Source organism: Pseudomonas sp. Irchel 3E20, assembly GCF_900187645.1.
Classification (GTDB): domain Bacteria; phylum Pseudomonadota; class Gammaproteobacteria; order Pseudomonadales; family Pseudomonadaceae; genus Aquipseudomonas.
On sequence record NZ_FYEE01000004.1, the window covers coordinates 465,185 to 487,141 of the forward strand.

General features: G+C 63.8%; 16 protein-coding genes. 13 read left to right on the forward strand and 3 right to left on the reverse strand.

From position 1 onward, the window contains the following. Positions 1-24: 24 nt before the first annotated feature. Positions 25-477, reverse strand: a complete 453-nt coding sequence (gene rnhA / locus CKW13_RS10805) for a ribonuclease HI (protein WP_095108576.1) — start codon at positions 475-477, stop codon at positions 25-27. Positions 478-565: 88 nt separating this feature from the next. Next, entirely contained in the window at positions 566-1,324 is a 759-nt protein-coding gene (locus CKW13_RS10810; protein WP_095108577.1) for a class I SAM-dependent methyltransferase, read from the reverse strand. A 66-nt stretch (positions 1,325-1,390) separates the two neighbouring features. Here CKW13_RS10810 and gloB point away from each other — a divergent pair, with 66 nt between their 5' ends. The 12 genes from gloB to CKW13_RS10870 all read left to right on the forward strand — a co-directional run bounded on the left by gloB (position 1,391) and on the right by CKW13_RS10870 (position 18,516). Further along, positions 1,391-2,158 carry a hydroxyacylglutathione hydrolase gene (gene gloB, locus CKW13_RS10815; protein ID WP_095108578.1) on the forward strand — a complete coding sequence of 256 codons (768 nt, stop codon included), beginning with the start codon at positions 1,391-1,393 and terminating at the stop codon, positions 2,156-2,158. Between the two features lie 99 nt (positions 2,159-2,257). After that, complete coding sequence (locus CKW13_RS10820) at positions 2,258-3,670, forward strand: LysM peptidoglycan-binding domain-containing protein (protein ID WP_095108579.1); 1,413 nt, start codon at positions 2,258-2,260, stop codon at positions 3,668-3,670. Between the two features lie 159 nt (positions 3,671-3,829). Continuing rightward, a complete protein-coding gene (locus tag CKW13_RS10825) occupies positions 3,830-5,659 on the forward strand; it encodes an extracellular solute-binding protein (protein WP_095108580.1) in 1,830 nt (609 codons plus the stop codon). After that, positions 5,656-7,497, forward strand: coding sequence for an extracellular solute-binding protein (locus CKW13_RS10830; protein ID WP_095108581.1), 1,842 nt, complete (start codon positions 5,656-5,658; stop codon positions 7,495-7,497). The genes CKW13_RS10825 and CKW13_RS10830 overlap by 4 nt, the downstream gene beginning before the upstream one ends. Position 7,498: 1 nt before the next feature. Then, positions 7,499-8,572: a microcin C ABC transporter permease YejB gene (locus CKW13_RS10835; RefSeq protein ID WP_095108582.1), complete on the forward strand. Its 1,074-nt coding sequence runs from the start codon at positions 7,499-7,501 to the stop codon at positions 8,570-8,572. Position 8,573: 1 nt separating this feature from the next. After that, entirely contained in the window at positions 8,574-9,593 is a 1,020-nt protein-coding gene (locus CKW13_RS10840) for an ABC transporter permease (RefSeq protein ID WP_095108583.1), read from the forward strand. A gap of 1 nt (position 9,594) precedes the next feature. Continuing rightward, positions 9,595-11,199 (forward strand): ABC transporter ATP-binding protein, encoded by a 1,605-nt coding sequence (locus CKW13_RS10845; RefSeq protein ID WP_095108584.1) that lies wholly within the window; start codon positions 9,595-9,597, stop codon positions 11,197-11,199. A gap of 113 nt (positions 11,200-11,312) precedes the next feature. Continuing rightward, positions 11,313-13,274, forward strand: coding sequence for a DUF4329 domain-containing protein (locus tag CKW13_RS10850; RefSeq protein ID WP_176465091.1), 1,962 nt, complete (start codon positions 11,313-11,315; stop codon positions 13,272-13,274). Positions 13,275-13,383: 109 nt separating this feature from the next. Beyond that, positions 13,384-13,908, forward strand: coding sequence for a sigma-70 family RNA polymerase sigma factor (locus tag CKW13_RS10855; RefSeq protein ID WP_095108586.1), 525 nt, complete (start codon positions 13,384-13,386; stop codon positions 13,906-13,908). A 7-nt stretch (positions 13,909-13,915) separates the two neighbouring features. Then, positions 13,916-14,899, forward strand: a complete 984-nt coding sequence (locus CKW13_RS10860) for a FecR domain-containing protein (RefSeq protein ID WP_095108587.1) — start codon at positions 13,916-13,918, stop codon at positions 14,897-14,899. Positions 14,900-14,997: 98 nt separating this feature from the next. Then, entirely contained in the window at positions 14,998-17,472 is a 2,475-nt protein-coding gene (locus CKW13_RS10865) for a TonB-dependent siderophore receptor (protein WP_095108588.1), read from the forward strand. 210 nt (positions 17,473-17,682) lie between these two features. Next, positions 17,683-18,516, forward strand: coding sequence for an AraC family transcriptional regulator (locus CKW13_RS10870; protein WP_095108589.1), 834 nt, complete (start codon positions 17,683-17,685; stop codon positions 18,514-18,516). A 1-nt stretch (position 18,517) separates the two neighbouring features. Here the strand turns inward: CKW13_RS10870 and CKW13_RS10875 are convergent, their stop codons facing one another. After that, positions 18,518-19,105: a LysE family translocator gene (locus CKW13_RS10875; RefSeq protein WP_095108590.1), complete on the reverse strand. Its 588-nt coding sequence runs from the start codon at positions 19,103-19,105 to the stop codon at positions 18,518-18,520. A 422-nt stretch (positions 19,106-19,527) separates the two neighbouring features. On the opposite strand from CKW13_RS10875, the gene CKW13_RS10880 reads away from it, so the two are divergent. Next, positions 19,528-21,957: S-layer family protein (locus CKW13_RS10880; RefSeq protein ID WP_176465092.1), on the forward strand; the 2,430-nt coding region annotated here is incomplete at its 3' end.

Here is a 21,957-nt window from a genome sequence, read left to right on the forward strand (position 1 = left end):
GGCGATGTTAACACGCAAGGCCGATCAGCTCTGCTTGTAGCCGCGCACATCATCCACGCCACGGTTGGCCAACTGGTCGGCCCGTTCGTTGCCCGGGTGGCCGATGTGGCCACGCACCCACTTCCAGGTGACGTTGTGGCGGTTGACTTGTTCGTCAAGTTGCTTCCACAGGTCAGCGTTCTTGACCGGCGCTTTGGCTGCGGTTTTCCAGCCGCGTTTTTTCCAGTTGGCCATCCACTCGTTGATGCCCTTCATCACGTACTGCGAGTCGGTCACCAGCAACACGTCGCAGGAGCGCTTGAGTTCTTCCAGGCCGCGAATGGCGCCCATCAGCTCCATGCGGTTATTGGTGGTGTTGGCTTCGCCGCCCCAGAGTTCCTTTTCCACGCCTTTGCACACCAGCAGCGCGCCCCAGCCGCCAGGGCCAGGGTTGCCCTTGCAGGCGCCATCGGTGAAGAGTTCTACGCTATCGCTCATTGCCAATCGATCCAGAAACGCTGGCCTGCCGGTCCGCGACCGACAACGCCAGAGACCGGGCAAGCCCGGTCAAGGTCAGAAAAAGGGGTTATTGCTCGCTGGGGCGGCGGTTGACCTTGGCCATCGGCAGCGGAATCAGCTTGCCCATGGTCTCGCGGCGCACCTGGCGCACCGGGCGCAGGCCGACCACGATCTTGCGCGCCACTAGCAGGTAAAAGCCGCCGCCGGACAACTGCCAGTCGCCGGCCTTGCGCTCCCACCCGGCCAACCGTGCCTGCCACAGCGGGGACGCAAGCGGCGGACGATAGCACCCGAAGCGGCGTTTCTCCAGCGCGAAGCCCAGCAGGTTGAGCCAGTCGGCCACCCGCGACGGCGAGATGCAGCGCGCCTGGCGCAAGCCATCGTGGGCGAACACATGGCGCAAACCCCAGGTGCTCCAGGGGTTGATCCCGACAATCAGCAAATGCCCGCCGGGGCGTACACTGCTGGCCGCTTCGCGCAGCAGGCCGTGGGGTGACAGGCAGAAATCCAGGCCATGCTGCAACACCACCACGTCGGCGGCGTGCTCACTCAACGGCCAGGCCTGTTCCTCGCAGACAATTTCCACCCCGGGCAGCGGCGCGCCCAGGCGAACATTACGCTGCACCTGCGGCGCCACCGGCGGGGTTTGCGCCGAGGGGCCGTAATGCACCAGATAGCCACCGAAAAAACGCCCCAACTCGTCTTCGAGCATGCGTCGCTCTTCATCCAGCAGCAATTGGCCAATGGGGCCCGCCAGCCAGTCACGGGCCGCGCCAATCAATGCCAGCCATTGCGGATCGGCCTGAGCGAAGGCTTTATCGGTCATTGCGTTCTCCAACTCGGCAAGAAGCGTCTAAGATGCGCCAATGTTATCCGCTTGGCGAATTCGACGATGATACAAATCAGTGCCCTGCCCGCCTTTACCGACAATTACATCTGGCTATTGCAGGATCACCGCATCCAACGCTGCGCCGTGGTCGACCCCGGTGATGCCGCGCCGGTACTGGCCTGGCTCGGGCAACACCCGGATTGGGCACTGAGCGACATTCTTATCACCCACCATCACCACGATCACGTCGGTGGCGTGGCGCAACTCAAGGCAACCACGGGTGCCACGGTCTATGGCCCGGCCAGCGAAAACATCCCGGGGCGCGACGTTGCCCTGAGCGATAACGACCGGGTCACCGCACTGGGCTGGGAGTTCGATGTAATCGCCGTGCCCGGCCACACCCTGGGCCACATTGCCTATTACCATCACGGCCTGCTGTTCTGCGGCGACACCCTGTTCGCCGCCGGGTGCGGGCGCCTGTTCGAGGGCACGCCCGAGCAGATGCACCATTCGCTGTCGCGCCTGGCCGCCCTGCCCGAAGGCACGCTGGTGTATTGCACTCACGAATACACACTGAGCAACCTGCGCTTCGCTCAAGCCGTGGAGCCGCACAACCCCGACATCGCCGAGCGCATGACGAAAGCCACCGAATTGCGGGCCGCCGGGCGCATGACCCTGCCTTCCACACTGGCCCTGGAAAAACTCACCAACCCGTTCCTGCGTACCGGCGAAACATCTGTTAAAGAAAAAGCGGACGAACGGAATGGCCAGGATAACCAGGCGCCCAGTGCGGTTTTTGCGGCCCTGCGGGCCTGGAAAGACACCTTCTAGAACGGGCCATCGATGGGACGGCAACGGGCAATGGTTGACCGCACCCTATGCGCTTTCTAGAATCGCCCGACATTTTTGCCCGGAACTTACTTCCAGCCAATGTCGTCATCTATCCGTAAATCCATCCATTCAGACGCATTGACCCGCCTGGCCCAAGCCATTGCGGTGGCAGTGTCCGCTATCCTGGCGGGCTGCCAAAGCACCAGCCAGGTGCCGCAAACCAACGCGGCCCATATTCCGAATCTGTCCACCCCTATCAAGCAAAAGCCCATCTGGCTGAGCGAGAAACCCAGCCCGCAAGTACCCCAGGATGTCTGGGAACGCATGCGCCAGGGCTTCCAGTTGCAAGACGTCCCCGGCGTGAACCCGCGCATCGAGCAACAGCGCCTGTGGTTCGCCAGCAACCCGTCCTTCCTGGAGAGCGCCGGCGAGCGTGGCAGCCTGTATATCCACTACATCGTCGAACGCCTTGAAGAACGCAACATGCCGCTGGAACTGGCCCTGCTGCCGGTGATTGAAAGCGCCTACAACCCCATGGCGTACTCCAGCGCCAACGCCGTCGGGCTGTGGCAGTTCATTCCGTCCACCGGGCGCTACTTCAACCTGCGCCAGACCCGTTTCTACGATGGCCGGCGCGACATCACCGCCTCGACCACCGCCGCGCTCGACTACCTGACGCGCCTGCACGACATGTTCAACGGCGACTGGTTGCTGGCCCTGGCGGCCTACAACTCCGGCGAAGGCACCGTCAGCCGCGCCATCGAGCGCAACGAGAAACTCGGCCTACCCACCGACTACTGGAACCTGCCGCTGCCCCAGGAAACCCAGGCCTACGTGCCCAAATTGCTGGCCCTGTCGCAAGTGGTCCTGGCCCCCGAAGCTTACGGGGTGAACCTCAACCCCATCGCCAACGAGCCCTATTTCCAGGTCGTCGAGATCAACCAGCGCATGGACCTCTCCAAGGTCGCGGCAGTGGCCAACATCGACGAAGACGAACTGTTCCAGCTCAACCCGGCCTTCAAACAACGCACCACCATCGACGGCCCCCAGCACTTGCTGGTGCCCACCTCCAAGGCGCAGTTGTTGACCACCAGCCTGTCAACCATGCGCCCCGAGGAACTGATAAGCCAACGCACCTTCAAGCCAGTGTTCGACAACCTCGACAGCGGCCCGCGCCTGACCCGCAACTATCGGGTCAAGCGTGGCGACAACCTGGCTTCCATCGCCAAGGCCAACAAGGTCCAGGTCAAGGACCTGCAACGCTGGAACAAACTCAGCGGCCACAACCTGAAAGTCGGCCAGACCCTGGTCATGCAGGACACCGGCCGCAAGACCACCACCCTGGCCGCCAACAACAAGAAGCAGACCCGCTACAAGGTCAAGCAAGGTGATTCGCTGTACATCGTGGCCAAGCGTTTCAACGTCGAGATGCAGCACCTCAAGCGCTGGAACCCACGGGTCGGCCAGGCGCTGAAACCAGGGCAGATGCTCACGGTCTACTCGCCACATTGAGGCCTTGGCCTGCCATCCGTCGCAAGGCCCCGCAGGCCTCGCCGGCGGCTTGGCTGGCAGCGATGCGCAGCGCTTTGATCCCCCACCTTTTTCCTGCCGATACAAGCTGTTACTGTGCCAGGCTAAAGCCCAAGCCGCATGGATCGAATTTCTGACTTGATGCGCCCTGTCCTCCTGCTTCTTATCAGCCTGGCCTTGAGCTTTCCCGCAAGCGCGACCATCAGCGAAAGCCACGGCTATGCGCAGTTCGGCACACTCAAGTACCCGGCCAAATTCACCCATTTCGATTGGGTCAACCCGTCTGCGCCCAAAGGCGGCACGTTGCGGGTGATGGCGTTCGGCACCTTCGACACCCTCAACCCCTATACCTTCAAGGGCACCAGCCCGGTGTCCACGGCCAATTTCCTGCAATACGGCATCAACGAACTCAACGAGCCCCTGATGGTCGGCACCGGCCAGTACGCGCCGTCGGGCGACGAGCCGATTTCCAGCTACGGCCTGATCGCCCAGTCGGTGGAATACAGCGAGGACCGCAGTTGGGTGGTGTTCAACCTGCGCCCTGAAGCGCGTTTTCACGATGGCAAGCCGATCACCGCCTATGACGTGGCGTTTTCCTATCGTCTGCTGCTCAAGGAAGGCCACCCGCAGTACCGCACCAACCTGCAGGAAGTGTTGCGGGTCGATATCCTCACTCCCCACCGCGTGCGTTTCGTGTTCAAGCGCGCCGGTAACCCGCTGTTGATCTTGCGCCTGGGGGAACTGCCGGTGCTGCCCCAGCACTACTGGAAAGACCGAGACTTCAAGGCCACCACCTTCGAGCCGCCCCTGGGCAGCGGCCCGTATCGGGTCCGCGAGGTGCAGCCGGGACGGCGTTTAGTGTACGAACGGGTTAGGGATTACTGGGGCAAGGACCTGCCGGTCAACCGTGGCAAGTACAATTTCGACCGCGCCGAAGTAGAGTTCTACCGCGACAGCGATGTTGCTTTCGAGGCGTTCAAGGCCGGTGAATTCGACATCTACATCGAGCACCAGGCCAAGAACTGGGCCAATGGCTATCGCTTCCCGGCGGTGGCGCGCGGCGACGTTATCAAGGCCCAGATCCCCCACCAAATCCCGACCCAGACCCAAGGCCTGTTCATGAACAGCCGCCGCAGCGCTTTTGCCGACGCCAAGGTGCGCGAGGCCCTGGGCCTGATGTTCGATTTCGAGTGGACCAACCGCACCCTGTTCAGCGACGCCTATCAACGGGCCATCAGCTACTACCCCAACAGCGAATTCTCCGCCAGCGGCGTGCCGGTGGGCCACGAGTGGCTGCTGCTCTCGCCCTACCGCAGCCAATTGCCGGCCAGCCTGTTCACCCAGCCCTTCAGCCTGCCGCGCACCGACGGCCGTGGCATCCCCCGCGACACCCTGCGCCGTGCCCTGGGCCTGCTGGGCGAGGCCGGTTGGAAACTCAACGGCCAGCGGCTGGTCAACAGCAGCGGCCAGCCGTTGAACCTGGAGATCCTGTTGGTCAACCCGAACCTGGAGCGCATCCTGCAGCCCTACACCGAGAACCTGGCGAGCATCGGCATCAACGCCCAACTGCGCACGGTGGACCGCGCCCAGTACAAGCAGCGCCTGGACCAGTTCGATTTCGACATGATCCTCATGACCCTCGACCAGACCTTAAGCCCCGGCCTTGAGCAGTGGCAGTACTTCCACTCCAGCCAGGTCGCGGTCAAGGGCAGCAAGAACTACGCCGGCGTGGCCAACCCGGTGGTCGACCACTTGCTGGAACAACTGCTCGCCGCCCAGACCCGCGATGCGCAACTGGCGGCCGGCCGGGCCCTGGACCGGGTCCTGCTGTGGCAGCACTACATCATTCCCAATTGGTACATCAACTATCATCGCCTGGCGTACCGCAACCGGTTCGCCTTCGTCGCCACGCCGCCCTATAGCCTGGGCCTGAGCGCGTGGTGGCTGAAGTCTTCGGAGAAAGTCCAATGATGCCTTTGCGTACCCTGATTGGCCTGCTGTTCGCGGGCGCCGCGCTGTTTGCCCACGCCGCCCCGCAACACGCCCTCACGCTCTACAACGAGCCGCCGAAATACCCCGCCGACTTCAAGCACTTCGCCTACGTCAACCCCGACGCCCCCAAGGGCGGCACCTTCCGCCAGGCCGGTTTCGGCGGTTTCGACAGCCTCAACCCGTTCATCAGCAAAGGCGTGCCGGTGGACGGCATCGGCGAGGTCTACGACACCCTCGCCAAGCAAGGCCTGGACGAGCCCTTTACCCAGTACGGCTTGATCGCCAGCAAGATCGAAAAGGCCCCCGACAACAGCTGGGTGCGCTTCTACCTGCGCCCCGAAGCGCGCTTCCATGATGGCCACCCGGTGCGCGCCGAAGACGTGGTGTTCAGCTTCCATACCCTCATCAAGAACGGCGGCCCGCTGTATCGCGGCTACTACGCCGACGTGGAAGAGGTGATAGCCGAAGATCCCCTGCGCGTGCTGTTCAAGTTCAAACACAGCAACAACCGCGAGCTGCCGCTGATCCTGGGGCAAATCGCGGTGCTGCCCAAGCATTGGTGGGCCACCCGCGATTTCACCAAGGGCAACCTGGAAATCCCCCTGGGCAGCGGCCCCTACAGGATCACCCAGGTCAAGGCCGGGCGCTCGGTGCGCTACGAGCGGGTCAAGGACTACTGGGGCAAGGACCTGCCGGTCAACCGGGGTTTCTACAACTTCGATGTGATGACCATCGACTACTACCGCGACAACACCGTCGCCGTCGAAGCCCTCAAGGCCGGGCAGTTCGACTACTGGCTCGAATCGGTGGCCAAGACCTGGGCCAACGCCTATAACATCCCCGCCGTGAGCGAAGGCCGCTTGATTAAGGAGCAGATCCCCAACGGCAACCCCACCGGCATGCAGGGTTTTGTCTACAACCTGCGCCGCCCGGTGTTCCAGGACGTGCGGGTGCGCGAGGCGCTAAGCCTATTGCTGGATTTCGAGTGGACCAACAAACAACTGTTCAACGGCGCCTACGTGCGCACCCGCAGTTACTTCGACAACTCGGAGATGGCCGCCACCGGCCGCCCCGACGCCGCCCAACTGGCGATCCTCGAACCCCTGCGCGGGCAAATCCCCGAGCAAGCGTTTGGCGATGCCTTCCAGAACTCTGTCACCGATGGCAGCGGCATGATCCGCGCCCAGCAACGCAAGGCCTATCAACTGCTGCAAGAGGCCGGTTGGCGCATCGTCGACGACAAAATGGTCGATGCCAGCGGCAAACCGGTGAGCCTCGAGTTCCTCCTGGTGCAGACCGATTTCGAACGCATCCTGCTGCCGTTCAAGCGTAACCTCAGCGACCTGGGCATCGACCTGGTGATCCGCCGCGTAGACGTCTCGCAGTACATCAACCGCCTGCGCTCGCGGGACTTCGACATGATCGTCGGCGGTTTCCCGCAATCGAACTCGCCAGGCAACGAACAGCGAGAATTCTGGAAGAGCGAAGCCGCCGACAACCCCGGCAGCCGCAATTTCATGGGCCTCAAAGACCCGGCCGTAGACCAAGTGGTGGAGCAACTCATCAACGCCGACTCGCGGCAGAGCCTGGTGGCCCACACCCGGGCGCTGGACCGCATCCTGCAATGGGGCTACTACGTGATCCCCAACTGGCATATCAAGACCTGGCGCGTGGTGTACTGGAACCACATCGGCCACCCCAAGGTGCCGCCAACCTACGACATCGGCACCGACACCTGGTGGATCAAGCCCGACGCCGCGCCGGCACCGGAAGTGCAGACCCAGGTACAAGCCACCACCGCCGAGGGGGCGCACTAACATGCTGGCCTATATCGCTCGGCGCCTGCTGCTGATTATCCCGACCCTGTTCGGCATCCTGCTCATCAACTTCGTCATCATCCAGGCCGCGCCTGGCGGCCCGGTGGAACAGATGATCGCCAAGCTCGAAGGCTTCGACGGCGCCACCAGCCGCATCGCCGGCGGCGGCTCGGAGGTGTCGGTGGCCGGTTCCAGCTACCGTGGCGCCCAGGGCCTGGACCCGGCGCTGATTAAGGAAATCGAGCACATGTACGGCTTCGACAAATCGGCGCCGGAACGCCTGTGGATCATGGTCAAGAACTACGCGCGCCTGGACTTTGGCGACAGCTTCTTCCGCGACGCCAAGGTCATCGACCTCATCAAGGAAAAAATGCCGGTGTCCATCTCCCTCGGGCTGTGGAGCACGCTGATTATGTACCTAGTGTCGATCCCCCTGGGGATCGCCAAGGCCACCCGCCACGGCAGCCATTTCGACGTGTGGACCAGCTCGGCGATCATCGTCGGCTACGCCATCCCCGCATTCCTGTTCGCCATCCTGCTGATCGTGGTGTTCGCCGGCGGCAGTTACCTGGACTGGTTCCCGCTACGTGGCCTGACCTCCAACAACTTCGAGGAACTGAGCTGGGGTGGCAAGATCCTCGACTACTTCTGGCACCTGGCCCTGCCCGTCACGGCCCTGGTGATCGGCAACTTTGCCACCATGACCCTGCTGACCAAGAACAGCTTCCTCGACGAAATCAACAAACAGTACGTGATTACCGCTAAGGCCAAAGGCCTGAGCAACCATCGGGTGCTCTACGGCCATGTGTTCCGCAACGCCATGCTGCTGGTGATCGCCGGGTTCCCCTCGGCCTTTATCGGGATTTTCTTCACCGGCTCGCTGCTGGTGGAAGTGATCTTCTCCCTCGACGGCCTCGGCCTGATGAGCTTTGAAGCGGCGATCAACCGCGATTACCCGGTGGTCTTCGGCACCCTGTTCATCTTCACCCTGCTGGGCCTGGTGGTGAAACTGATCGGCGACCTCACCTACACCTTGGTCGACCCTCGTATCGACTTTGAAAGCCGGGAGCAGTGAGATGACCCTATCGCCCCTCAATCGCCGCCGTTTCGAGCGTTTCAAGGCCAATAAGCGCGGCTGGTGGTCGCTGTGGCTGTTCCTGGTCCTGTTTGGCCTGAGCCTGGGCGCCGAGTTGATCGCCAACGACAAACCCCTGGCGGTGCACTACGACGGTGGCTGGTACTTCCCGGCCCTCAAGCGCTACCCGGAAACCACCTTCGGCGGCGAATTCCCGCTGGAAGCCAACTACAAGAGCCCCTACATCCGCGAACTGCTCAAGGCCAAGGACGCCTGGACCCTGTGGGCGCCGATCCCGTTCAGCTACCAGAGCATCAACTACGACCTCAAAGTGCCCGCCCCCGCGCCGCCCTCGGCAGACAACTGGCTAGGCACCGACGACCAGGGCCGCGATGTGCTGGCGCGGGTCATCTACGGTTTTCGCGTGTCGGTGCTGTTCGCCCTGACCCTGACCGTGCTCAGTTCCATCATCGGCGTGATCGCCGGCGCCCTGCAGGGCTTCTATGGCGGCTGGGTCGACCTGGCCGGGCAGCGCTTCCTGGAGATTTGGTCCGGGCTACCGGTGCTGTATCTGCTGATAATCCTCGCCAGCTTCGTGCAGCCCAACTTCTGGTGGCTGCTGGGCATCATGCTGCTGTTTTCCTGGATGAGCCTGGTGGACGTGGTGCGCGCCGAGTTCCTGCGCGGGCGGAACCTGGAATACGTACGCGCCGCCCGGGCCCTGGGCATGCGCAACGGCGCGATCATGTTCCGCCACATCCTGCCCAATGCCATGGTCTCGACCATGACCTTCATGCCGTTCATCCTCACCGGCGCCATCGGCACCCTCACCGCCCTGGACTTCCTCGGTTTCGGCCTGCCGCCCGGCGCGCCGTCCCTGGGCGAACTGGTGGCCCAGGGCAAATCCAACCTGCAAGCGCCGTGGCTGGGCATCAGTGCCTTCGCGGTGCTGGCGATCATGTTGAGTTTGCTGGTGTTTATCGGCGAGTCCGCTCGCGATGCCTTCGACCCGAGGAAGTGAAATGAATCAGGACAATCTGATCGAAGTACGCGACCTGGCCGTCGAATTCGTGGTGGGCGAGCAGTGCCAGCGCGTGGTCCATAGCGTCAGTTTCGATATCAAACGCGGCGAAACCCTGGCCCTGGTGGGCGAAAGCGGTTCGGGCAAGTCGGTCACCGCCCACTCCATCCTGCGGTTGCTGCCCTACCCCTTGGCGCGCCACCCCAGCGGCACCATCCATTACGCCGGCAAAAACCTACTGACCCTGGACGAAAAACCCCTACGGCAGATTCGCGGCAACCGCATCGCGATGATTTTCCAAGAGCCCATGACCTCGCTGAACCCGCTGCACTGCATCGAAAAGCAGATCAACGAAGTGCTCGGCCTGCACAAGGGCCTCACCGGCAAGGCCGCCACCCGGCGCACCCTGGAGTTGCTGGAGCTGGTGGGCATCCCCGAGCCCCACAAACGCCTCAAGGCCCTGCCCCACGAACTCTCGGGCGGCCAGCGCCAACGGGTGATGATCGCCATGGCCCTGGCCAACGAGCCGGAGCTGCTGATCGCCGACGAGCCGACCACCGCCCTGGACGTCACCGTCCAGTTGAAAATCCTCGAACTGCTCAAAGAGCTGCAAGCGCGCCTGGGCATGGCCCTGCTGCTGATTAGCCATGACCTCAACCTGGTGCGGCGCATCGCCCACCGGGTGTGCGTGATGCAGCGCGGCTGCATCGTTGAGCAAGCGCCGTGCGAGGAACTGTTCCGCGCGCCCCAGCACCCCTACACCCAGGAACTGCTGGCCGCCGAACCCAGTGGCGGCCCCGTAGACCACCTCCCCGGCGCGCCACTGCTGGAGGTGAACGACCTCAGGGTCTGGTTCCCGATCAAGAAAGGCTTTTTGCGCCGCACGGTCGATTACGTCAAAGCGGTGGACGGCATCCACTTCAGCCTGCCCCAGGGCCAGACCCTGGGCATCGTCGGCGAAAGCGGCTCGGGCAAGTCCACCCTGGGCCTGGCGATTTTGCGCCTGATCGCCAGCCAGGGCGGCATCCGCTTCGAGGGCCAGGCCCTGGACGGCTTGACCCAGCAGCAAGTGAGGCCCCTGCGCCGGGAAATGCAGGTGGTGTTCCAAGACCCCTTCGGCAGCCTCAGCCCGCGCATGTGCGTGAGCGAGATCGTCGGCGAAGGCCTGCGCATCCACAAGATCGGCACGGCGGCCGAGCAGGAAAAAGCCATTATCGAGGCCCTGGTGGAAGTCGGCCTCGACCCCCAGACCCGCCACCGCTACCCCCACGAATTCTCCGGCGGCCAGCGTCAGCGCATCGCCATCGCCCGCGCCCTGGTACTCAAGCCCCGGTTGATCCTGCTGGACGAACCCACCTCGGCCCTGGACCGCACCGTGCAGCGCCAGGTGGTGGAACTGCTGCGTTCGCTGCAACGCAAGTACAACCTGACCTACCTGTTCATCAGCCATGACCTGGCGGTGGTCAAGGCGTTGAGCCATCAGTTGATGGTGGTCAAGCAGGGCCAGGTAGTGGAGCAAGGCGAAGCCCAAGCGATATTCGCCGCGCCCCAGCATCCTTACACCCGGCAACTGCTCGAAGCGGCGTTCCTAGTGCCGGCCTCCTGACTGGCCGGGCTTAGGCCCTATATAGATACGTCCTGCTGGCTTGGGTTTGCGGCAAAGATGAGACGCCATCGAACACGATGGCGTTGATTCCCCACCCAGCCAAAGGACACCCCATGCAGGCAACCATCCCCGCCACTGACGCCGCCAGTGCCCCTTTCATAAGTAACTTTCGCCCGCTCTTTAGCCCCAGGTTCATCAGCCAGAACGATGCGGCCATGTATGTGCATGCCTTGATGACGGTGTACGACCATGAACAAGTCGAACAAGGCGGCTTCATTTTCAAACTGGCCGACCAGCACTATGTCGCGACCCTGCCTATCAAGGGCAAAAAATTCAGTTTTGAACTGAGCAGCATTTTCCCCCCGCACCCCTCCGGCCACGTCACGGTGCCGGAGGGTATCGAGATCTGTGCCGCCTACCATTCCCATGTGGATGTTGCGTTCAGTGTCATGTGGTCGTCGTTTTTTTCACTGCCGGATCTCTCCAATGCCATTCGCTACAGGGCTTTGATTCCGTCGTTCTTGGTGTCCCACCCCAAGAGTGGCTCGCTGCTCAAATACAGCGCCCATGATCTACCGGCCACCCAGGTGCTGCTCGAAAGGCTCCACCCCCAGGACGAATTAACCATTGCCCTGGAAAAGGAAATGCGCAAAGGGCGCCTGGACATGACCGATCTGGTGCGCCTGGTCGCGACGACCGGCAAGCTGGAGGTACTTGCCCCCGGCCAGATCTGGGGAAGCGTGGGCACCCTTTCACCTCAATGGAAAATGCCCAGCAGCACCTCTGAGCTGGTGGCCGCGCCGTACCTGGGGCCGGTGTTCAACAGCCAGTTGGCGGCATTCCTCGACTTGGAAACCCTTGTACTAGACACCTCCCAGCAATGCGCTGGGCTTATCCTCAAACACGTCCAACAGGAAAAATACCTCTACACCCGCCCGGTGACGGTGCGTGATAGTGGTTTTTCGCTGGCCAGTTTCTTGCCCCAGAGCGAGTCCGGCGAGCTGGCGCTGCCTGCGCACTATGAGATCGACGCCCTCTATCACACAGTGTCCGGCTTGCCTGCGGATATGGAGTGGCCAGCCCTTGAACTTGAGCAGAATTTTTTCAGCCCCGCCGACATGTTCCACTGCCTGTCCCGGGCCGCCGTGTACCCGGGGCTGCCCACCTACCTGCTGACCCCCAGCAACGCCAGCCTGAAATACACCCCGGCCCCCGGCCCCCTGCAAGATCAGCTCTTCGCCCTGCTCAACCCGTTCGGTGGCCCCCGCACCCGGTTGCAATTGGCCTTGAACAACGGAACGTCCACCCACCTCGATTACGTGCATCAGGTGATTGCCGCCGGTACCTTGCAGGTTGTGACCACCAGCCCCTTATGGCGCAACCGCGGCCCCGTGGCGGGCGATTGGCTACCGCTGCAAGCAGACGCAGAGCCTGACCCGCCGCAAGACTATTACCAGGGCGAGCAACTGGTGTTCGGCCCGATGTTCGATCACTCCGACGATGCCGTGGAATTTCAAGCCGCCAAGTTCGTGAGTTTTAGCCGGTTTACCGGTATTACCCTCAAGCACCCGCAGAAGAAAACCGTGCTAGCGGCGACGGTTTTTGCCGAACAGACGCTGACTTACCCGCGCCAGCGGATATTTTCCCCCGTCGCGCAAGAGCGCCCGGCAGAGGTGGAAGGGTTCGAGCCCGACGGCATCTACTTCACCAGCGGCGTCGCCTTCCCCATTGACCCGGCGTCGGCTGAACTGCTGCCCGCCAACTTCTTCGAGCCCCAGGCCCTGGCGTTCTTCTTTGACGTACGACGCGACAGCTTTAACGCCACCGCTGCCTACTGGGCGGGCCGCGACGGTGCACTGCTGCGCTACCGCGCCAGTAACAGTGCGGCCGAGCAGGCGTTGATCCAACGCCTGCAACCGGATACGCAAACCGGCATCAGCCCACTAGAGGCCGAACTCGCCACGCAGCAACTCGATACCCTGGGCTTCGCCCGCCTAGTGGCTGCGGCTGGGGAGCTTAGGGTGCTCAAGACCAGCAGCCAGTGGAAGGAACGCGGCCCGGTGCAGTTCGACTAAGACTGCAAAAGCAAACCAATATCATTTGCACCGCCGTCGGGCATTTGCTTTAATCGCGACCCATTCCCATTCGCACTCATGGCTTCGCGCCAACGGACACGTGCCCTTGATGACGGTTGCCGACAGTTCACAGGCCCACACCCTCTACGCCACCCATCACCGGTGGCTGTACGAGTTGCTGCGCCGGCGCCTGAGCAATGCGTTCGATGCCGCCGACCTGGCCCACGACACCTTCCTGCGGGTGCTCAAGCGCCCCCAGGCGTTCAATGGCGAAGTGCACGAGCGCTCGTACCTGGCCACCATCGCCCGGGGGCTGTGCATCGACCACTGGCGCCGGCGGCAGCTGGAACAGGCCTGGCTCCAGGCCCTGGGCCTGCAGCCGCCGGCCCTGCAACCGTCGCCTGAACAACGGGCGATCATCGTCGAAACCCTGCACGAGGTGGACGCCATGCTCCAGCGCCTGCCCCAGCGGGTCAGCGATGCCTTCGTGCTGGCCCAGTTGCACGGCATGCCCTACCGGGACATCGCCAGCACCCTTGGCGTATCCGAGCGCATGGTCAAGAAGTACCTGGCCCAGGCGCTGATGCACTGCGCCATCCTCGAGGCCGAACTCGACGGCCTGCTGATCGAGTAAGCCCCACGTGCCCGCCGCCCCCTTGAAAAAACTCAGCCACGCCAGCCTGCAAGAAGCCGCCCAGTGGTACGTGCAACTGCATGACCACGGCGCCAGCGACCAGCAGCGCCAGCATTGGCAGGCCTGGCTCGCGGCCAGTGGCGAACACCAGGACGCCTGGCGCTACGTCGAGCGTGTCAGCCAGCGCTTCGCGCCCCTGCAAGGCGATGCTGGGCAACAGGCCGCCAGCCACGCCCTGCGCAGTTCCCCCCGTGGCAGTACACGGCGCCAGGCCCTGAGCAGCCTGTTGGTGCTCGGCGGTGCCAGCCTGCTGGGCTGGAGCGCTTGGCGCGCAGGCCTGCCCGACAGCCTGCAACGCCTGAGCGCCGACCTCGCCACCGGCACCGGGCAAACCCGCGAAACCGTTCTGAGTGACGGCAGCCGCATCTGGCTCAACGCCCTCAGTGCCCTGGATGTGCGCTTTAGCCCAGCGCAGCGCCTGCTGCGCCTGCACCTGGGGGAAGTGTTGATCGATACCGCCAAAGACCCGCTACGGCCGTTTCTGGTGCACACCGAACACGGCCAACTGCGCGCCCTCGGCACCCGCTTCAGCGTGCGCCAGGAGCAGGGCCGCACCCTGCTCAACGTCTTCGCTGGGGCGGTAGAGGTGCGCACCGCCCGAGGCCAGGTGCAGGTGATCGACAGCGGCCAGCAAGTGGCCTTCGACGCCAACGGCCTGCACCCGCAATCCGCCGCCACCCCGGCCCGCGAAGCCTGGCGCCATGGCGTGCTGCTGGCCGACAACCTGCCCCTGGGCCAGTTGCTGGCCGAATTGAGCCGCTACCGCCCCGGCCACCTGGGGTGCGACCCGGCCGTGGCGGCGATGCCGGTGATGGGCTCCTTTCCCCTGCGCGACACCGACCAGGCCCTGGCCCTGCTGCAAGCGGCGTTGCCGATCCAGGTCGAAACCGCCCTGCCCTGGTGGGTCAGCGTCGGCCCCAAACGGGGCTGATGGATTTTTTCAACCTGCGGTTCCCTTTTTGGTTGTTCGTTCGGTTAACCCCACAGACGCACTTCAATTGCCGATCGAACCGATCCAAAGGGAACTCCATGTCGCCACGTTTTCGTTTTGCCCTGCGCCCGCTTGCGCTGGCCATCCCTGCCGCCCTGCTGAGCCTGTCGCCGGTGTTCAGCGCCCACGCCCAGGCTGCCAGCGAACAGGCGAGCACCCCAGCCCGCCAATACGCCATCGCCCCCGGCTCGCTGGTCAGCGTGCTGAACAGCTTCGCCGAGCAAAGCGGCATCTTCATCGCCGGCCACAATGACCTGGCCAGCGACAAGCGCAGCCCCGGCCTCAACGGCCGCTACACCCCGTCAGAAGCCCTGCAACGCCTGCTCCAGGGCAGCGGCCTGCAAGCCCAGCCCCAAGCCAACGGCGGCTACGTGCTGCAACGCGCGCCGCAGAGCGGTGGCCCGCTGGAACTGGGCGCCACCACTATCTCCGGGCAAGGCCTGGGCGCCACCACCGAAGACACCCACGCCTACACCACCGCCAGCATGTCCTCGGCCACCGGCCTGGCCCTGTCGATCCGCGAAACACCGCAAACCGTCACCGTTATCACCCGCCAGCAGATGGAGGACCAAGGCAGCACCAGCATCGCCGACACCCTGCGCCGCGCCCCCGGCATCAGCGTGCAGAACTACGACAGCGAACGCTGGGAGTTCTCCACCCGCGGCATGCCCATCACCAATTTCCAGTACGACGGCGTCAACTCCACCTATGACGGCGTGTACGACTACGGCACCACCAGCACCGACATGGCGATCTTCGACCGCGTCGAAGTGACCAAGGGCGCCACCGGCCTGATGACCGGCGCCGGCGACCCCTCGGCCACGGTCAACATGATCCGCAAGCGCCCGACCCGCGACTTCAAGGCCTCGATCACCGGCACCACCGGTTCCTGGGACAACTACCGGGGCGAGGGCGATATCTCCGGCCCGCTGACCGACAGCGGCAACGTGCGCGGGCGCTTCGTCGGTGTGTACCAGGACCGCAGCGGCTACATCGACAACTACCAAAACACCAAGGACATCGCCTACGGCATCCTTGAAGCCGACCTGACCCCCGACACCCTGCTCACCCTGGGTTTCGACCAGCAGAACACCCGCTCACGCGGCGCCTCCTGGACCGGGTTCCCGATGTACAACAGCGACGGCTCGCGCACCCACTTCTCGCGCTCCTTCAACCCGGCCACCGACTGGAGCCGCCGCGACTTCAAGAACCAGACCGCGTTCGCCTCCCTGGAGCAAAAACTGGCCAACGACTGGTCCCTCAAGGTCAGTGTCGATCGCAAACAACGCGAACACGACACCCTGCTTGGCTCCGCCAGCGGCGGCAACCCGGACCCGGTCACCGGCGACGGCATGTTCATGTACATGGGCAAATACAAGGGCGAGGAGGTGCAGAACAACCTCGACGTCAAACTCGACGGCCCCTTCAGCCTGCTGGGCCGCGAGCATCAGTTGATGGTGGGGTTCACCGCCCTCAATTCGCGCCAGGATGTGCCCTCCTATGGCTCGGTGTACCCGATGGTCGGCGGCAGCATCAACGACTGGCACGGCGAATTCCCCAAGCCGTACATCCCACGCTCCGGCGACGTCGATATCGTCGAGCGCCAGACCGGCGCCTACCTGGCCACGCGCCTCAAGCCCACCGATGATTTGTCGGTGATCCTCGGCACCCGGGTCAGCAACTTCAAGGGCTCGGACCACACCCGCTTCGACGACCCGGCCAAGGTCGACACCCGTACCGGCTACCACCAGACCAGCGTCATCACCCCCTACGCCGGTGTGGTCTACGACCTCAACGACACCTACTCGGTGTACGGCAGCTACACCAACATCTTCCAGCCGCAAATGAGCAAGGATGCCGACGGCGGCGTGCTCGACGCGGTCGAGGGCGATGCCTACGAGGCGGGCATCAAGGCCGAATACTTCGACGGCCGGGTCAACGCCAGCTTCGCCGTGTTCCACATCGAGCAGGACAACGTCGCCCAACTGGTCAGCGGCTACGACACCGACGCCATCTACAAGGCCGCCAAAGGTGCCACCACCAAGGGCTTCGAGTTTGAAGTGGCCGGCGAAGTGCTGGACGGCTGGAACCTCTCCGCCGGCTACAGCTACGCCCACACCCGCGACGCCAAAGGCGACTACGTGTACGGCTCGGTGCTGCAAACCACCGCCCCCGAGCAGTTGGTGCGGGTGTTCAGCACCTATCGCCTGCCCGGCGCCTGGGACAAGCTCACCGTGGGCGGCGGCGTGAACTGGCAGAGCGAGTTCTTCGGCAACGTGTTCCAACCCAACCCCAGCGATACCGTCAACTTCGGCCAGTACACCAAGATCACCCAGGACAGCTACTACCTGGCCGACCTGATGGCACGCTACCGCTTCAACGAGCACCTGAGCACCACCCTCAACGTGAAAAACCTGTTCGACCAGAAGTACTACACCGGCATGGGCAACTTCGGCACCGGGTTCTATGGCGACCCGCGCAGCCTGCAACTGACCACCAAGTGGGACTTCTGATCTAGGCCCCCGTAGGCGCCTGGCTTGCCAGCGATAGCGGTCTTGCGGCCGTCAGCGCGGGCGGGCCCCCTCCCACAGAGGCCGAGTGCCACAGGGCCGGCTCGACGGGGTGTGGGTGGCGCCGGCGGGGTATCCCTCGCGATTTACCCGCGCCACAAGCCCGCACAAGGCCTAAACTGCCAGCCTGCCTTGCCCTTGGAGCGCCCACCCATGCCCCGCATTCGTTTGCACAACCGCGACCAGGCCCCGCGTTTCTGGCGCGACCCGGCGTTGGCGTTCATCCAGGCCCGCGGCATCACCGATGGCCGCCAGGCCTGCTACGCCCGCCATTCCCATGCACACTTCTCCATCGGCGCGATCACCGCCGGGCACAGCACTTACCTGCATGAACACCAGCAATTTCGGGTCAGTGCTGGCACGGTGGTGCTGATGAACCCGGGCGAGGTGCACGCCTGCAACCCGGTCAACGACCAGCCCTGGTCGTACCGCATGCTCTACGTTGACACCCAGTGGCTCGCCGCCCTGCAGCAGCGGTTGGGGTTCAGCCGCGACGGCGCCTTCCAGCCTTTCGCCGTGACCCACAGCGAGGACGCCAGCGTGTATGCCGGGCTCAACGCGCTGTACGACTCCCTGCTGGACGAACACCTGAGCAGCACGCAAAAACAGGACGCCGCACACACCTTCTTCACAGCCCTGCATCAACGCCTGGCCACGGCCCAAGCCCCGCTGACGGCGCAGGACAACCACCTGGCGCAGGTCGCCGACTACATCCGCGCGCACTGCCAGCACGCCTTGAAACTGGACGACCTCTGCGCCCTGAGTGGGCTTTCCAGTTCCTACCTGATCCGCCGCTTCAAGCAGCGCTACGCCATGACGCCCCACGCCTTCCTGATTAACTGCCGCATCCAGCGCGCCGAAGAACAACTGCGCAACGGCCACGCCATCGCCGAGGTGGCCCTGGCGGCCGGGTTCGCCGACCAGGCGCATTTTCAGCGAGCCTTCAAGCAACACCTGGCGGCGACGCCGGGGCAGTACCGCAGCTGATTCAACCCAGCAGCAAGTACAAGGCACAGGCCACCAGCAGCAACGCCATGGTCCGGTTGAACAGGCGCATGCCCCTCGGGTTGTTCAGGTAACGGCGCAGGAAGGTGCCGGCGTAGGCCCAGCACGCCACCGACAGGTAGCACACCACCAGGTAGATCAGGGCAAAGTGCCAGACCAGCGCGGTTTCGCCATTGGCCACAAAAGCCCCCATCCCCGCCACACACGCGAGCCAGGCCTTGGGGTTGAGCCATTGCATCAGCGCGCCATACGCCATGGACGGCGCCCGGTTGGCCTCTTTGGCACTGATCTGGCCGTCATCCATCGCCAACTTGAAGGCCAGGTACAGCAAAAACGCCACCCCGGCCCACTCCACCGCACGGGTCAAAAAAGGCCACAGGCTTAGCACTTCATGCAGGCCCAGGCCCATCAGCACCAAGAGCAGGACAAACCCCAAGGTCGCCCCGGTGACGTGGCGCAGGCTGGCGCCAAAGCCGAAGCGGGCACCGCAGCTCAGGGCGACGATATTCACCGGGCCAGGGGTGATGGAAGAAGCCAGCGCAAACGCGGCCATGGACAGGGTCAAACTCATTGCAGGCACTCTTATTGTGTTGAAAGAGGGGCCGAGCCTAAGGGCGCACCTACAGGGCGTATTGAAGAAAATGCGTCTAGCCCGCGGGCCTCGCGGTTTGGCTGAAAAAAAACCTGCAATTTCTCGGCAAAACTACATACAAACCCCAATGATCCCGCCACAATCAGGCACTTTCGAGCCAAGTGGTCTCAAATAGCCACCACCGGTCGAAGCAGCTGTACTCACGCCCCCAGGGGCACACGCAAGACGGACACGTGAGTTTGCCTAGGGACGGGAATGGGATGCTTCGACACTCCAGCTGTATGCGCGCCGTGGTCACTCAACCACCCGCCCCTGCCTACCGGCCACCCTGGCCCAATCCGCTTTTGCAGCAAGCCCGACACGCCTTAACAACAATTAAAAAACTCTGTACTGGAGAACGTATGTTGCGTCCTGCCAACGTGGTAGCCGCTCGCGCGGCCTCGGCATTCCTGAGCCTTTTTTCACTCAAGCAACGCCCGCGAGCCACAAGCCGCAAGGGCTTGGCGCACCTGTTCGCCTGGCTGAGCCTGGCGCTGCTGGCCCTGGCGGCAAGCCCGGCGCTGGCCGGCCCCAGCACGCTGTGCCCCGATCAGTACATTACGGTGGCCTCGGGCGAGTCGAAGGAAGTCGACTTGACGTACTGCAATGGCGATGGCTTTGGCTTGATCGATAACAACGCGCAGGCCTCCCACGGCAAGATCACCGGCCTTATCAACAACGGCGACAACAAGGCGCTCTATACCAACTATGGCGACGGCGCCACCTCCGACTTCTTCATCTTGTTCGACGAACTCAGTGGCGAAGTCAGGGTTTTCGTCACCATTCTGCCCGCCACTTCGTCCATGACGATAACCCCGTCCAGCCTGCCCACGCCGGCGATCAGCGCAGCTTTTTCCACCACCCTGGCCACCAGCGGGGGCGTTGCGCCCTATACCTATGCCATCACCGCAGGCGCCTTGCCCGCCGGTTTGAGCTTGAACACCGCGAGCGGCACAATCTCCGGCACCCCCGTTGCCACAGGGTCCTTCAGTTTCAGCATCAGAGTGACCGACTCGACCCCCGCCACACCGCAGACCTTGACCCAGGCCTATTCCTTCACGATCAACCACCCCACGGTGCTGGTCACGGTCGATACCCCACCAGCGGCGGGATTGTCGACCCCCTACAACCATCAGTTCAGCGCCACGGGCGGCACCGCGCCTTACACCTTCAACGTTCAATCCGGCTCCCTTCCACCGGGCCTTTCAATGTCGCCTAGCGGCCAGTTGTCCGGCACACCGAGCACCCTGGGGAACTACAGCTTTTCCCTCAGAGCCCTGGACAGCAGCGGCGGCCTCGGGCCGTATGCCGGGGCCCAGAACTTCAGCGTGCAGGTCAATGCGGGCTCCCCACCGGTTGCCGGGGCGTCCAGCGTCACGGTCGCCGCAAACAGCACGGCCAACCCGATCAGTCTCAACCTCTCCGGTGGCGGCCCCACCAGCGTGGCCGTGGCCTCGGCGGCCAGTCATGGCACGGTAACGGCCAGCGGCACCAGCATTACCTACACCCCCACCGCAGGCTATTCCGGCCCCGACAGCTTTACCTATACGGCCACCAACACCTTCGGCACGTCCAGCCCCGCCACCGTGACCATTACCGTCAGTGCCACCGTGCCCGGGACCCCGACCATCGGCACCGCCACCGCAGGCAACGCAAGCGCTTCGGTGGGCTTCACGCCCCCCGCCAGCAACGGGGGTAGCCCGATCACCGGCTATACCGTCACCTCCAACTCAGGCGCCTTCGCAACCGGCACGGCCAGCCCCATCACCGTCACCGGCCTGAGCAATGGCACGGCCTACACCTTTACCGTCACCGCCACCAACGCGATGGGCACCGGCGCTGCGTCGGCAGCGTCCAACAGCGTCACGCCAGTGGCACCGCCGGTTGTGACCGGCCTGTCCCCCACCAGTGGGCCGACCAACGGCGGCACCACAGTCATCCTCACCGGTAGCAATTTCAGCGGCACCACGGCGGTCACCTTCGGCGCCACTGCTGCTACGGGGTTCACGGTCAATAACGCCACCCAGATCACCGCCACCGCACCGGCCGGAACAGGCACGGTAGACGTGCGCGTCACCACCGTAGGTGGCACCAGCGCCACCAGTGCCGCAGACCAGTTCACCTATGTGAATGCGCCGACAGTCAGTGCTATTTCCCCCAGCAGCGGGCCTAGAACGGGCGGCACTACGGTAGTCCTCACCGGCACTAACTTCGCCGGTACTACGGCGGTCACCTTCGGCGCCACCGCGGCTACCGGGTTTACGGTTAATAGCGCGACTCAAATCACCGCCACAGCACCGGCCGGCACCGGTACGGTCGACGTGCGCGTGACCACCACCGGTGGCACCAGTGCTACCAGTGCGGCGGATCAGTTCACCTATGTGGGTGCACCGACCGTCAGCAGCATTTCCCCCAGCAGTGGCCCCGCAACAGGCGGCACCACGGTAACGCTGACCGGCACCAATTTCAGCGGCACCACGGCGGTCACTTTCGGCGCCACCCCTGCTACCGGGTTCACCGTCAACAGCGCCACCCAAATCACCGCCACCGCCCCGGCAGGAACCGGCACGGTAGACGTGCGCGTCACTACCACGGGCGGCACCAGCGCTACCAGTGCGGCGGATCAGTTCACCTACGTCACCGCGCCAACGCTGACATCCATCAGCCCCAGCAGTGGCCCCGCAACAGGCGGCACCACGGTAACGCTGACCGGCACCAATTTCAGCGGCACCACGGCGGTCACTTTCGGCGCCACCCCTGCTACCGGGTTCACCGTCAACAGCGCCACCCAA

Bases quoted from the DNA above. Each gene is read 5' to 3' on its own strand.
- rnhA (WP_095108576.1), bottom strand. From the start codon at position 477: ATGAGCGATAGCGTAGAACTCTTCACCGATGGCGCCTGCAAGGGCAAC.
- CKW13_RS10810 (WP_095108577.1), bottom strand. From the start codon at position 1,324: ATGACCGATAAAGCCTTCGCTCAGGCCGATCCGCAATGGCTGGCATTG.
- gloB (WP_095108578.1), top strand. From the start codon at position 1,391: ATGATACAAATCAGTGCCCTGCCCGCCTTTACCGACAATTACATCTGG.
- CKW13_RS10820 (WP_095108579.1), top strand. From the start codon at position 2,258: ATGTCGTCATCTATCCGTAAATCCATCCATTCAGACGCATTGACCCGC.
- CKW13_RS10825 (WP_095108580.1), top strand. From the start codon at position 3,830: ATGCGCCCTGTCCTCCTGCTTCTTATCAGCCTGGCCTTGAGCTTTCCC.
- CKW13_RS10830 (WP_095108581.1), top strand. From the start codon at position 5,656: ATGATGCCTTTGCGTACCCTGATTGGCCTGCTGTTCGCGGGCGCCGCG.
- CKW13_RS10835 (WP_095108582.1), top strand. From the start codon at position 7,499: ATGCTGGCCTATATCGCTCGGCGCCTGCTGCTGATTATCCCGACCCTG.
- CKW13_RS10840 (WP_095108583.1), top strand. From the start codon at position 8,574: ATGACCCTATCGCCCCTCAATCGCCGCCGTTTCGAGCGTTTCAAGGCC.
- CKW13_RS10845 (WP_095108584.1), top strand. From the start codon at position 9,595: ATGAATCAGGACAATCTGATCGAAGTACGCGACCTGGCCGTCGAATTC.
- CKW13_RS10850 (WP_176465091.1), top strand. From the start codon at position 11,313: ATGCAGGCAACCATCCCCGCCACTGACGCCGCCAGTGCCCCTTTCATA.
- CKW13_RS10855 (WP_095108586.1), top strand. From the start codon at position 13,384: ATGACGGTTGCCGACAGTTCACAGGCCCACACCCTCTACGCCACCCAT.
- CKW13_RS10865 (WP_095108588.1), top strand. From the start codon at position 14,998: ATGTCGCCACGTTTTCGTTTTGCCCTGCGCCCGCTTGCGCTGGCCATC.
- CKW13_RS10870 (WP_095108589.1), top strand. From the start codon at position 17,683: ATGCCCCGCATTCGTTTGCACAACCGCGACCAGGCCCCGCGTTTCTGG.
- CKW13_RS10875 (WP_095108590.1), bottom strand. From the start codon at position 19,105: ATGAGTTTGACCCTGTCCATGGCCGCGTTTGCGCTGGCTTCTTCCATC.